Source organism: Aquibacillus halophilus, assembly GCF_009649745.1.
Taxonomy (GTDB): Bacteria; Bacillota; Bacilli; order Bacillales; family Amphibacillaceae; genus Aquibacillus; species Aquibacillus halophilus.
Genome location: NZ_WJNG01000013.1, coordinates 76141 through 90086, shown reverse-complemented (window position 1 = coordinate 90086; position 13946 = coordinate 76141). Strand labels below are relative to the sequence as shown.

11 protein-coding genes and 1 pseudogene are annotated in these 13946 nt (G+C 36.9%); 7 read left to right on the top strand and 5 right to left on the bottom strand.

Going from position 1 to position 13946, the window contains the following annotated elements; translation table 11 throughout:
* Positions 1-50: 50 nt before the first annotated feature.
* Complete coding sequence (gene menC, locus GH741_RS15310; RefSeq protein ID WP_153737622.1) at positions 51-1187, top strand: o-succinylbenzoate synthase; 1137 nt, start codon at positions 51-53, stop codon at positions 1185-1187.
* A 31-nt stretch (positions 1188-1218) separates the two neighbouring features.
* Here the strand turns inward: menC and GH741_RS15305 are convergent, their stop codons facing one another.
* Positions 1219-2061, bottom strand: a complete 843-nt coding sequence (locus GH741_RS15305; protein WP_153737621.1) for a lipoate--protein ligase family protein — start codon at positions 2059-2061, stop codon at positions 1219-1221.
* 470 nt (positions 2062-2531) lie between these two features.
* Here GH741_RS15305 and GH741_RS15300 point away from each other — a divergent pair, with 470 nt between their 5' ends.
* The 3 genes from GH741_RS15300 to GH741_RS15290 all read left to right on the top strand — a co-directional run bounded on the left by GH741_RS15300 (position 2532) and on the right by GH741_RS15290 (position 6913).
* Entirely contained in the window at positions 2532-4286 is a 1755-nt protein-coding gene (locus GH741_RS15300; protein ID WP_153737620.1) for a BCCT family transporter, read from the top strand.
* An 802-nt stretch (positions 4287-5088) separates the two neighbouring features.
* The gene (locus tag GH741_RS15295) at positions 5089-6387 is read left to right on the top strand and encodes an HD domain-containing protein (RefSeq protein ID WP_153737619.1); all 1299 of its coding nucleotides are present in this window, start codon (positions 5089-5091) and stop codon (positions 6385-6387) included.
* Positions 6388-6415: 28 nt separating this feature from the next.
* Positions 6416-6913 carry a YwgA family protein gene (locus GH741_RS15290; RefSeq protein ID WP_153737618.1) on the top strand — a complete coding sequence of 166 codons (498 nt, stop codon included), beginning with the start codon at positions 6416-6418 and terminating at the stop codon, positions 6911-6913.
* A 165-nt stretch (positions 6914-7078) separates the two neighbouring features.
* On the opposite strand, the gene GH741_RS15285 is transcribed toward GH741_RS15290, so the two are convergent.
* Complete coding sequence (locus tag GH741_RS15285) at positions 7079-7636, bottom strand: hypothetical protein (protein WP_153737617.1); 558 nt, start codon at positions 7634-7636, stop codon at positions 7079-7081.
* 155 nt (positions 7637-7791) lie between these two features.
* Positions 7792-7968 carry a hypothetical protein gene (locus GH741_RS15280; protein WP_153737616.1) on the bottom strand — a complete coding sequence of 59 codons (177 nt, stop codon included), beginning with the start codon at positions 7966-7968 and terminating at the stop codon, positions 7792-7794.
* Between the two features lie 184 nt (positions 7969-8152).
* Between GH741_RS15280 and GH741_RS22310 the strand changes: the two genes are divergently transcribed.
* Positions 8153-10141 (top strand): ABC transporter permease subunit, encoded by a 1989-nt coding sequence (locus GH741_RS22310; RefSeq protein WP_153737615.1) that lies wholly within the window; start codon positions 8153-8155, stop codon positions 10139-10141.
* 43 nt (positions 10142-10184) lie between these two features.
* On the opposite strand, the pseudogene GH741_RS15270 reads toward GH741_RS22310, so the two are convergent.
* A pseudogene (locus tag GH741_RS15270) lies at positions 10185-10304 on the bottom strand (2-hydroxymuconate tautomerase); the annotation flags it as partial.
* 100 nt (positions 10305-10404) lie between these two features.
* Between GH741_RS15270 and GH741_RS15265 the strand changes: the two are divergent.
* Positions 10405-12435 (top strand): ABC transporter permease subunit, encoded by a 2031-nt coding sequence (locus GH741_RS15265; RefSeq protein WP_153737614.1) that lies wholly within the window; start codon positions 10405-10407, stop codon positions 12433-12435.
* A gap of 46 nt (positions 12436-12481) precedes the next feature.
* Here the strand turns inward: GH741_RS15265 and GH741_RS15260 are convergent, their stop codons facing one another.
* Complete coding sequence (locus GH741_RS15260) at positions 12482-12670, bottom strand: 2-hydroxymuconate tautomerase (protein WP_153737613.1); 189 nt, start codon at positions 12668-12670, stop codon at positions 12482-12484.
* A gap of 611 nt (positions 12671-13281) precedes the next feature.
* On the opposite strand from GH741_RS15260, the gene GH741_RS15255 reads away from it, so the two are divergent.
* Positions 13282-13806, top strand: coding sequence for a YwhD family protein (locus GH741_RS15255; protein ID WP_153737612.1), 525 nt, complete (start codon positions 13282-13284; stop codon positions 13804-13806).
* The last annotated feature ends 140 nt before the right edge of the window (positions 13807-13946 follow it).

Here is a 13946-nt window from a genome sequence, read left to right as displayed (position 1 = left end):
GTACGAGTTGAGTAAGATAAATAAAAGAGAGTCTGTTAGGAGGGAAGTTCATGCCAGCAACCGAACCAATTTTTATTAAACAAGTAATTCTCCATCGACTAGTCATGCGTTTGAAAAATCCGTTCTCAACAAGCTTCGGAACGTTTCAGGATAAAGACTTTTTTGTGGTCGAAGTGGTAGATCAACATGGCATCCAAGGTTTTGGAGAATCAGTCGCTTTTCCAACCCCTTGGTATACAGAAGAGACAGTTGAAACAAGTGCGCATGTAATGGAATCCTTTTTAATCCCACTTATATTTCAAACACCATTAACCCATCCTGATCAAGTTAGCGAGTGCTTTCAACCAGTTCGCCGTAACAATATGGCAAAAGCAGCAATAGAAGGTGCGGTTTGGGATCTTTTTGCTAAGAAAGATGGGGTCTCTTTGGCCAAGGCTATCGGTGGAACTAAGCAAAAAATTGATGTAGGAGTTAGTATTGGAATCCAGTCTTCAATAACCGAACTGTTACATACCATCGATCACCATGTACAGGAAGGATATAAAAGGGTTAAATTGAAAATTAAACCGAGTTGGGACACGCAGATGCTAACAGAAGTTCGAAAGCATTTTCCAAAGCTTCCACTGATGGTTGATGCAAATTCAGCATACACTTTAAAGGAGATTGATCATTTAAAACAATTAGATATGTTTGATTTACAGATGATCGAACAGCCACTTGCTCATGACGACTTCATTGATCATGCCAGGTTGCAAAGTCAGTTAGTAACACCGATCTGCTTGGATGAAAGTATCCATACATTTTCAAATGCAAAAACTGCTATTGCTTTAGGAAGTTGTCAAATTATTAATATTAAGTTAGGTCGAGTTGGTGGTATTACAGAGGCGAAGAAAATTCATGATTATTGCGCCTCACATAGTATTCCAGTTTGGTGTGGTGGGATGCTTGAAGCTGGTGTCGGTAGAGCGCATAGTCTAGCACTTGCGAGTCTCCCTCAGTTCATATTTCCTGGCGATACATCTGCCTCTAATAGATATTGGGAAAAAGATATCATTCAACCAGAAGTGACGATGAAAAATGGAATGGTACAATTACCAGAAGAAGCAGGTATTGGCTATCCAATTGATTGGCAAGCGTTAGAAAAGTATCGAATTGATAAAAAGGTTTGGAACAATACCAAAAACTAATACCTAAGAAGTACAGAAAGCACAAAGAAATCTACGATAGATCTCCGAGTGCTTTTTCGTTTCGATCAACCATTTGTTCGAGTCGCTTTTGATAGGTCATTTCTTCCTGTTCACTCCATCCATCGATTTGAATGGATGAATTTAATTGCTTTAACGCATGTTTTATTCTATCTTTTACATCATCTATAGTTAATTGGTTATCTAACAACTGTGTTAAAGAGGCCATCGTTTTAGGTTGAATAGTAGGATAATCAAACCTTCCTTTTTCCCCCAATGTCCCAATTTTATAGAACTCTTCAATTAATTCAGCCCGTTTTATCCCGTCACCTTCGACACATAAGTATATTTGTACCGCAACTCCATGTTTAACTCGACGCTGGGAAATCCCGGCGAATTTTTTGCCCCCAATACTTAAATCATACTCCCCAGGGCAGTAGGAGCCTTTCACTTCAAAGGCTTTTATCTCGCTAGTAAGATCACTAAAAATCTCTTGGATAAAATCAACCATCATCTCGTATCCTTCATGAATTCCCAGTCGCTGATTATCTGGCAAAATCAGGGATATGTTAAGTACCCCAGAGTCTAGAACAACAGCTAAGCCACCAGAATTCCTTACAACTGTTCGATACCCCTGTTGTTGGAGCCAGGCGACAGCCTCCCTCATGTTAGGTAGCTTTGCATCAGCTATACCAAGTACAACAGTTTTCTCATGTACCCATAGCCGAACTGTTGGGGGAGACTCTGTGTTTCCGACAGATATCGATAAGGCATCATCAATAGCGAACGAGGCCATCGCAAAGTCAAAAGACTTCGAATCTGTTTGATCGATATAACGTAGAGTGGAACCTTTAATTAATCTTTTAAAATTTGACATCATTTTTTCTCCTTCAAATCTATAACCATTAAATTATAACAGATAAGTTCTTGGTCATTAAAAAATAGTACTAGCTCTCATAACAATTTTTAGATTCAGTTGTCCTGAAAGTATTACAACTTGGTGTTTATTGTGGGTGTGACCATTATACTATTTCTTGAAGAAAAATAAATCGTGCATTTTTTCTCCCAATTTAACAGATTCTAGGTAATGGTGGATATGTGAATTACATGAAAACAGTAGATAGAGCAATATTTGCACTTATTTAACTAGCATTTTACTGATGTTTGCTCTAACACATCTTTTGTTATTAATTCACTTGTATGGTAATGTTTGAAACGTGTCATTTTTTAGAGAGATTAATCAAAAAGAGTCTTCGCCTCTTTTAAAAGGGGTTTATAAAGTAGGTTAAAAGGAAAGACATTAAAGATAACTAATTAACCTGAATTAAAATAAGGAGGATACATAATATGCCAAAGGCAAGGAAACAAAGAAAACAAAAGAAACAGAGAGGATTATCCTCTTTTAGCGAATCATTAAAAACACCTGTATTTTTAATTTCCCTTATTTTTGCTATTACATTTGTACTGGTTGGTAGTTTATTGCCAGACTTTGATGTTTATATGGATCAGGCGTTTGCCTGGATAGTCACCAACCTAGGTTGGACATTTATCCTTGGAGGAAGTGCATTTTTAATCATCACACTTTTTCTAATCATTAGTCCACTAGGAGAAATTAGACTAGGTGGAGATCATGAAGAACCAGAATACTCCACGGGAAGCTGGTTCGCCATGCTATTTAGTGCAGGAATGGGTATTGGTCTATTATTCTGGGGTGTATCAGAGCCGATAAACCATTATGCTTGGCCTCCATATGGTGAAGGCGGAACAGATCAAGCTGTACATATGGCCTTACAATATTCATTTTTCCATTGGGGTCTTCACCCATGGGCCATCTATGCAGTCGTAGCGGGCTCTTTAGCTTATTTCACATATAGAAAAGAATTACCCATGCTACTGAGTTCAACACTAGAGCCATTATTAGGAAGAAACAACCTTAATGGGGCTTGGGGAAATGCCGTAAACATTATCGGTGTTGTTGCGACATTGTTTGGTATTTCTACCTCGCTTGGACTTGGGGTTATGCAAATTGGTGGGGGTATGGAAACACTGTTTGGCATACCTAACAATACAACCCTTTGGCTAATCATTATTGTTATTGTCACTACATTAGCTATTATCTCAACGACAACGGGTATTGATAGAGGAATCAAATGGTTAAGCCAGATCAACATGGGTGTCGCCGGACTGCTATTATTATTTGTCTTAATATTAGGTCCGACACTATTTATTCTTAATGCCTTCACACATTCAACTGGTGCCTACTTACAAAATTTAATGTCGATGTCATTTGGGATTGATGCTGCCGGAGCAGGTGCAGAGGGCTGGTACAGTGCATGGACGATTTTCTACTGGGCTTGGTGGATTTCGTGGGCGCCTTTCGTCGGTTCCTTTATAGCCCGTGTTTCTAGAGGAAGAACCATTCGGAGCTTTTCAATTGGTGTGTTACTCGTACCAACAGCAGTCAGTATGGTTTGGTTCAGTGTATTCGGAGGTACAGCATTATATCGTGAGCATTTCACTGATGCCAGTATTCTTGATATCGTATTGAAGGATGAAGCATTAGGATTCTTCGCGATGCTATCGCAGTTTCCATTTTCAGATCTCCTAGTCGTTGTTGCGATGCTATCCTTAACAGTGTTCTTCATTACATCTTCTGATTCTGGAACATATGTAATCGGAATGCTAACATCAAAAGGGAACATGAATCCGCCGATTCAATTGCGTATAACATGGGGAGTATTAGAAGGTGCTTTCGCAGCTGTACTTCTTCTATCCGGTGGATTAGCGGCCCTACAAACAGCAGCGGTGGTCGGTGGTTTTCCATTTATGATCATTATGTTCTTTATGATTTTTTGTTTAATAAAAGCGATGTTTGCTGAATTAAGTGGAGGTTCCTTACCAATGGAGCGTCAACGCATTTACACAGCGCTCGAAGATTTGCGGACTGAGCGTAAAATTCTTGACGATGTCATAAATGAAAATGAAGACGAATGGATAAGCGAAGGTGACGAGGGTTTTGGCGATAGTGAAGACGATGTCGAAGAAACCGAAGAAAATGTCGAAGAAACTGAAGAAAATGACAAAGAAGATAAAGAAAAATAAATTTCTATCCCTTACCGGTAAACGGTAAGGGATTTCTCATTATTTCTAAGGCTATTTTCGAAAGTTTTGTTGCTATCTACCTTCGCACTTGATGAAAAATGCGACGTAACGTAGCTACTAGTTGATTTACGCTCCGGGCAGTCGCTTTCCGCAGGCAACGCTTCAACTTCCTCGGAAGAAACCCACTTCCTGCGGGATTTTCAGCCGTCGCTTTTCCCGCTGGAGTCGACTGCCCTACGCTCCAATCATCATCTTATTTGAAACAATAAAGAAATGGAGATAGATAAGCTCAAAACTAGTGTAGTTTAGTTCAAAAATTTAAATAGCAGTGATTTCAAGAGTGGGAAATTCTCTCAAGATACAGTCACGACTTTCCCCTCGATAATCAGAACACCCCTACCAGTGCAGGCAGAATACGTAGACTCCTATGGGAACAGCGCGTGTCCGAAGACCCCGGAAGAATCGCTTTTTGATTCTGAGGAGGCTGAGGCCGTGCCCATGGAAAGCGAAGTATTCTGCCGGAACGGCATGTAAGCATTCAACTTTAATTACTGTCAGAGATAAAAGATACTACGTCGTAGTCTATAGATATCCTGTCATAATGTCGTGGTCTCCGTTGGCTATCGCGCAAAGTATTCGACAATTTTTTAACTCATAGAGATTTAAATAAAAAGATGCCTTCTAATTCTCCAATTAAACGGGTCAACATGATAGAATAAGTATAGAATTGTTGAACAATAAAAGTATTTTATTAGTTAATTACATATATAAACACTATTCTTTCATAGAAAGGATTACCAAAATGTCGTATAAAGACGAGCAATTAAGTGAAGAAAAAGTATTTAAAGATCCTGTACATAGGTATGTTCATGTGAAAGATCAAGTGATTTGGGATTTGATAGGGACACCTGAATTTCAACGACTACGTAGAATTAAACAACTCGGTACTTCGTATTTAACATTCCATGGGGCAGAGCATAGTAGATTCAATCACTCTCTAGGGGTTTACGAAATTGTCCGTCGAATTATTTATAATTTTGACGGAAGACCACATTGGAATAATGAAGAGCGTTTGCTAAGTTTATGTGCAGCGCTTCTCCATGATTTAGGTCATGGTCCATTTTCCCACTCATTTGAAAAGGTATTTAAATTGGATCATGAAGACTTCACTAAAAAGATTGTGCTCGGTGATACTCACGTTAATCAAATTTTAAGTAGGATAAGCAGCGATTTTCCTAGGAAGGTTGCTGACGTCATCAACAAAACCTATGAGGACAAGCTTGTTGTTAGTTTGATTTCAAGTCAAATTGATGCTGACCGAATGGATTATTTACAACGGGACGCTTACTTTACAGGTGTTAGCTACGGTCATTTTGATATGGAACGGATTTTACGGGTCATGCGCCCAATCGAAGATCAAGTAGTAATTAAAGCGACAGGGATGCATGCCGTAGAAGACTATATCATGAGCAGATATCAAATGTATTGGCAGGTTTATTTTCATCCGGTTACGAGAAGTGCAGAAGTGATTTTATCTAAAATATTACATCGTGCCAAGCATTTGTACGACCAAAACTATAAGTTTGCATTCAAGCCGACCCATTTCATTTCATTCTTTGCAGGTGAGGCGAGCCTTGCCGACTACTTAAAATTAGATGAGCCTGTCGTTCTATTCTATTTCCAAATGTGGATGGATGAAACAGATGAAATTTTAAGTGATCTATGCGAACGATTTACGAATAGGCACCTGTTCCAATATATTGAATTTAATCCAAATAAACAGATGAAAGCATGGATGGAATTATATAGTTTGTTTAAACAAGTTGGTATTAATCCTGAGTATTATCTAGTAGATGATTCTTCATCTGATTTACCATATGATTTTTATCGTCCTGGTGAGGAAGAAGAACGTTTACCCATTCATTTACTAATGCCAAAAACTAACGAACTGCAAGAGCTTTCCAGGCAATCGGATATTGTCGAGTCTATTTCAGGAAAAAAGCGGACAGACCATAAACTGTATTTTCCACTCGATTTTATTGAGGCTTTACCGGAGGATAGTGAGGAAAAGAAAAGGATTTTTGAAATCTTATTTCATTGATGAATTTCTAGGATAGGGGTTGTTTTCTTTGTTGCCAAATCATGCAAAATTAATGAAATTCTTTTTGGCTTCCGATGAAGTGGTAGGAAGAAAAAAGTTACAGAAGATGATCTACATCTTAAAGCAATGTGATATTCCATTTGAAGAGAAGTATGAGTTCCATTTTTATGGTCCATATTCAGAAGAATTAACACTAAGAGTCCAAGAATTGTGTAATCTAGGATTCTTATCTGAAACAAAAGAAAAGAAGAGTAATTATTATCAATATCGCTATCAAATGACAGAGCAAGGCGAGGAATTTTTAAATCACTCGACTGTACAGATACCAGCAATTGAGAACATGGTAGGACTAATGAAAAAGAAGAGCTCTAGATTTCTTGAATTAGTTTCAACAATGCTTTATTTTGATGACCTCTCAAAACAAGAGGTAGAGGAAAAAGTGCAGAATGTAAAAAAGACACAGAACTACACCGATAATGACCTGCAAGAAGCATGGGGCTTTATCGCTGAGTTAAAACAAAGTTAAATAAACTAGATGCTTGGATTTAATCGATAACGCCTTCTGTTTTTTAAGTGTAAAACTTGAATTGAAGGCTAAAATCACAGTAAATTAACTAGCTAATAAGCATAAAAAATGCTCAGGGCATAAACTCTGAGCATTTTTATATAGCTTATTATATTAAGTCATCCTTTAGTAATATAATTTTTCTTTTGCAATTTTTGCATACTGTTCAATCTCATTTAATACCCTTACCCTACCTTTTTCACTATTAATCCACTTGGAAGGTGTGATATCTCTACTGTCTTGAAGAGGTAAAACATCTAAGACCTTATCTCTATTTGCATAAAAAGTAGCCAAGAAATAAAATCGTTTACAAAAGAATGATTTGCCAGCTAGTAATATATTTTGATGACTGGTTTTATTGATAAAACTAAATGCAGATTGAATAACACCGTCAACACCTTTTATTTCATCATTATTCTGAATTGGAATTAACTTTTCCTTTTCAATCCCTTCTTTTATTAATAGAGGAACATAAAATTCATATTCACTACAATTTAGGAAACTATTAAAAACTTCTGGAATTATAATAATATTTGCTCCAAAGTTCTTATAGTATTCCGATAATTGTTCATTAAGTTCAGGGAAGTGACCTGGATGATATAAAATAACATCTGGCTTTTCAAAAAGATTATTCCTATTCATAAAGACCATTTCATTTATACTCTCAATCGTTGCTTTATTCAAGCTTGTTTACCTCCCATTGTGAATCGACTGAATTTCCTCTTTTTATTTCCCCATTAATTATAATAAGTCCTTCTTTTACATTACTGAATGGTTAGTTGATAAAACACCTTATATAATTCTAACAAAATATCCACCAAGCTATTTTTATGGTTAATTTAAAATCTCCAACCTAAGAATGCAAAACCAACGAATCCAATTAGAGCAGCAAGTATTCCTACTACTAGAAACAAACGATTATTGCTTCTTCGTCCCTTTTTAGTGTTATTTCCTCTAAAAAAGATACTAACAATTGCTATTCCTGCGACGAGTACTCCAATCCAAAAGCCGTCCATTTTTAGCCTCCTTTATAGTGTATACCTGTTATCCTATACGGCCTAAACCTAGAGGAAGTTTCAACGAGCGTCTCACCATCTAAATAATTTAAGTTGCAGAAAAAGTAATTATATTGTCAATTTTTTAACAATTAGCTACAATAAAAAAGGTTAGTTAAACAATGGGGGGATTTATCTGAGAATAGTGAAGTTTTTCAGCTATTATCTATTAGGGATTCTTGGAGTTATTGCTATTAGTAATATACCGATGTTATTTGCACAGCAAAATTTGTTATTTATCATCCCTTCTTACATAGAAAGTACATATCAGTTAATCAAGGAATTAATGCAAGTTGAAAATTGGACATACTTGGGTCTTTTTGACAGAGAAGTAGATATCTTTCCCCTTATATGGGATCCTTATTTATACTCGATGAAGCTTTTAGTCGGGGCACTTTTTTTAGGGTTTGGTTTTGCGTTTATCCTAGCAATCATCACGTTATTTCTGCCTCGTCCGATAATTAATAGTGTGAAGAAGACTTTGGGATTATTGGAGGCAGTTCCTGATTTAATGGTTGCCTTTATTGTCCAAATTACAGTAGTTTATATCTTTAAACAAACAGATATTTTAATTATGCGATTCGTTACACTCGGTGACGAAAAAATATATTTGGCCCCAATCGTTATTCTATCGATATTGCCGATGATATCTCTTTATCGAGTTGTTGTCCTTTTGATCGAAGAAGAATTAACTAAGCACTATGTAGAGTTTGCCTTGAGTAAGGGTATTAAATACAATGCTATCATTCTTGTTCATGTTCTTCGAAATATCGCCAAAAGTACATTCTATCATTCAAAGATTTTTGTTTGGGCATCATTATCAAGCCTGTTTATGATTGAATACATCTTTAACATTAATGGTGTCTCAAACTTTTTATTAATGGATTTCCGTCCCATGCTTATAGCTATTATACTTTTAATGATTTATACTCCACTATTTATTATTTACCAAGGGGTAGAAATATTCGTTTTTAACGAGGAATATTATTCTGAGGTTATTTCTAAAAATAAAAAGAGTTTGTCTTGGAAAAAATGGGTGATCTGGGGATGGCTAGCACGGTGTTGGAAAGAGTTTAAAGTGCATATGAAAAATCCCAAATTCGCATTTGGATTTAGCGTTCTTTTCGCTATTGTCCTCTATAGTTTTATTCATTCAATAATTAGGGAAATCCCTGTTGAACAATTTGTCCTTGTTTACGATGAGGAGGGCAACCTATTAAGTGCAAAGCCGCATCCTCCATCTGAGTATGTGCCATTAGGTTCTGATTACCTTGGATACAGTATTCGAGACCAGCTCATCGCTGGTGCCAAGTACACCATTTTGTTTGCTGGTATCGTTGCATTGCTAAGAATGGTGATTGGGTTTCTGTTGGCAATTCCATTTGCGATGCTTATCAAAGACAGAACACGTAACGCGATTGTGAGAATGGTAGATAGCATGCATTTTCTACCAATGAGCTTAATAGCAATCGTCATACTTGGGCCAATTCTACGGGGATCGACTTCCGGCTTTGACTATTCGTTTTTTGAGCGGATGCTTATGGAAACAGTAGTGCTGACACTACTAGTAGTACCTTTGTTAACAGTTTTAATAGGAAACGAGATTAAACTCACTCTAGATCAAGAATTTATTGCTGGTGCTAGGGTATTAGGGGGCAACACTAAACATATTATTTGGAGGCACTTACTACCCCATCTAGGGTCAAAACTCGGAATTATTTTTGGTCAGCAATTTATTCAAGTGTTACTCGTATTAATTCACCTGGGCTTATTTAGCTTGTTTCTGGGTGGCACAAGCATGATGTATGATCAATCGTATAAAGCACCACCGCATTCCGTTACCTTTGAGTGGTCCGGTTTGATTAGTAGTACAAGAGAAGCGTTAATGACAGGGCACTACTGGATTATCGTTCCGGTCTTTATTGCCTTTATAGTTGTGATTATCATGATGCAACTAATCATTGAAGGAATTAAAGAAGTGCAACAGGAACGTGTTGGAGTTGCAGTAAAACGGAGTAAATGGCTAACAAAACTTTTAAATCGTAAAAAAGGGAAGATAGAAGAGATACCAACCTCGTTAAATACTGACAGTTTTACCTTTGTTAAGTCAGACAACCAATCAAGACATTTGTAGAAATTAAAAATGCCCTTGCTCTGTTTGGAGCAAGGGTTTTAATTTAACCTTCGTCGCTTAAACGTTTTCCTGCGACACCATAATGGCTCTTGTTCATTTCCTCAATGAAAACAACAACCTTTTCCTGTGAAGCCCCAGTCGTTTCAACAACAGCATCTGTTACCTATTCGAATCGCCTATCAATTCTAAGTTGCAGTACAACAAATTTTATTGTCAATGTTTTAACAATTGGCTACAATTAAGGGGCGAGAGGGGGATAGTAATTGAAAATAGTCAAATTTTTAATTTACTATTTACTAGGGGTACTAGGAATTATTGCGGTAAGTAATGCACCAATATTATTATCAGGTCAAAGTTTTTTAGATTTCCCTTCTTACATAACGAATACAGGTAGTTTAATTAAAGACCTTTTTCAATTGGATAAATGGACATACAACATGTTGCAAGGCCGTGAGATTAACATAATTACGTTTTTGATGGATCCCTATCTATATTCTATGAAACTGTTAACTGGTGCTTTTTTGCTAGGCTTGGTGGTAGCGCTAGTCTTGGCGATAGTAACTATGTTTTTACCAAAAAAGATGATCAATACGGTAAAAAGAGGGCTAGGCCTAATTGAGGCGGTTCCGGATTTAATGGTTGCTTTTTTATTTCAGTTACTTGTTGTATATATTTTCAGGCAAACAGATGTCTTATTGATGAAGTTTGTGACACTTGGCGACCAAAAATTATATTTGGCACCTATTGTTGTGTTGTCATTCCTACCAATGATTTCTTTTTACCGCCTTATCGTTTTATTAATTGAAGAAGAGCTTACAAAGGATTATGTGGAATTCGCTCTTAGCAAAGGCGCCTGGTACAATGCGATTATTTTTGGTCACGTCCTTAGAAATATCGTAAAAAGCGTTTTCTTCCATTCTAAAATAATTATGTGGGCATTACTCTCTAGTCTTTTTGTAATTGAATACTTATTTAATATTAATGGAATATCTAGTTTTATCATTCAGGATTTTAGACCATTGGTAATAGCCATTGTTTTATTAATGTTATTCACTCCACTCTTTATCATTTATCAGGGTGTAGAAATGTTTGTTTTTAAACAAACTTACTATTCCGAGTTAGTTCGTCCTAAAAAGAAAAAAGGAAAAATTAATTGGCCGAACTGGCCTGGATTGCCTAAAATGCCAAAGATAGAAGTGTTGAGTTGGTTGGAAAGAGGGATGAAAGAATTCGCAGTCCATCTTAAAAATCCTAAATTTCTATTTGGCTTTGTTGTCATTACAAGTATGGTGACATACAGCTTCATCCATTCGTTGATAAGAGAAGTGCCGGTAGAACAATTTGTGTTGATTTATGATGATGAAGGTAACCTACTCAGTAGTAAACCACACCCGCCATCAGAGTACGTTGTGTTAGGGACAGACAGACTAGGATATAGTATTCTTGATCAACTGTTGACAGGGGCGAAGTACACGATTCTTTTTGCCGGTGTTATTGCCTTTCTGAGAATGGCAATAGGATTTTTATTAGCGGTTCCTTATGCACTATTTATTAAGGAAAGATGGCGCAAGGGTATTGAAAAAATCATCGACAGCATGCACTTTTTACCACTAACTATCATCGCTATTGTTATACTTAGGCCAGTCCTTATGGGTTCAACTTCTGGCTTTAACTATTCGTTTACTGAAAGGATGTTAATTCAAGCGATTATTTTAACCCTTTTAGTAGTACCTTTGGTAACAGTTTTAATAGGCGGAGAAATAAAGCTACTTATGGAGAGAGAGTTTATTGCTAGTGCAAAGGTATTGGGGGGAAATACAAAGCATGTCGTCTGGAGGCATCTAATGCCACACCTAGGCTCAAAACTTGGCATCATCTTTGGACAACAGTTTATTCAAGTGCTGCTTGTACTGATCCATCTAGGCTTATTTAACTTATTTTTAGGTGGAACAAGTGTTATGTACAATGCAGTATACCGTGCGCCAGAGCATTCAGTTACATTTGAGTGGTCTGGACTAATAAGTAGCACAAGAGAAGCTATGATGACGGGACATCACTGGATCATTGTACCAGTGTTTATTGCATTTATTATCGTGATTATCTCGATGCAATTAATTGTAGAAGGGATACAAGACGTCCAACAGGAACGTGTTGGGGTTCATGTCAGGAAAAGCAAATGGTTAACTAAGCTGCTTAAGCGTGGAACGACTAAGCAGGAGGAAACTACACCATCCTCGACTATACAGACCACTAGCTTTACCTTTGTAAAGACTAAAGATCAATTAAAAAAATGATGAAATTACTATGCCCTTGCTCTATCCGGAGCAAGGGCATTAATTATTAACCTTCGTCGCTTAAACGTTTTCCTGCGACACCATAATGACTCTTGTTCATTTCCTCAATGAATACAACAACCTTATCCTGTGAAGCTCCTGTCGTTTCAACAACAGCATCTGTTACCTTTTCAACTAAAGCCTTTTTCTGTTCATCTGTACGGCCTTCTAACATTTTTACAGTTATGTACGGCATTCCACTACACTCCCTATTCGTATTTTGTTTGTTTTTAATCTTTGTAGCTGATAAAAAAATGGATCGCTCGAAAAAAAATTAACTTCATTTTTGAGGAGTCGACTCACCACTGCTCTAGTCACCAGCAAATATGTGTAGTTGAAAAACTGCACTACACTAGCATGGACAGAATACGAAGATTCATCGAGATTCCAAAACGATTTTCATCATGCGGTATTGATTAAGGAAGGTAAATCAATTCCACTGGCACTCTTCTTGATGTTGATTGTACTAATGTAGTAGCAAACAACGAACTATGCCAACGAAGGAAAGACACGGAGACTCCAGCGGGATGAAAAGGCATAGGTGAGACCCCACAGTGCGTAAGCGCGAGGAGGCTCAACAGCCGCCCGCGGATCCGTAGTGGTGTAAGTTACGTCATAGTCTACAGATTTTTAATCAACAACAATCTTTCAAAAAACAACTTGTTTAATTTCAGTCTTCCAATCATAGAAGATGAAATTGAACTTTTGGTTATGCTAAACTAAATGTATCCAATTAATTATATATTAAATCAAAAATCATATCGGTACAAACTTAAAATAGCTTTACATTACAAAGGAGGTAAAAAAATGAGTGCAGAAGAACCCTCTAAGAAAAAGAAAAGTAATCAATTTACCATTATGAAAGATGATTCTACAGATGGACATGGTGGTTACGGGGTTGGAACAGTTACCTTAGAAAATATATCACCAGTAATCATTGATCCAAATGAAAATAGAGCGTTTGTAGATATGGGTGCCATGCATGCCAGAAGTGAAATAGAGAGAAGAGTAAAATTCCTGCCAAATAAGGATGAAGTGCCAAACGGTCTATTGTATTGGATTGTTTGGGTTACCGTTGAACGCAGTGAAAAGGGACCTTTCTATTCTGGAGTAGCAGGTAGTGAAGTTATCGTAGATCGCTCAATTAAGCGTGCTTACAAATCAATGCCACAGCACGTTAATCATATGGATAAGTCAATGAAAGGCAAAATAATCATTGAACATATGGATGATAAGTCTAAGGAATTGCTAGGAGACTTCTTGAGAGAATTCAATCCAGTAATGTGGGAAAATTCTACACAAGAATTAAAGGATAGCTTACCTCAAAAGTGAACATTTTGTGAACAAAAGACAAAATAGGGTTAAATATCTTGTAGTTTGAATAAGGAATTTGTAAAATATGATACACATGGTTTTTCCATGTTGCTAGGACAAGAAAAAGGCCGGACGCTTTATGCGTATCCGGCCTTTTT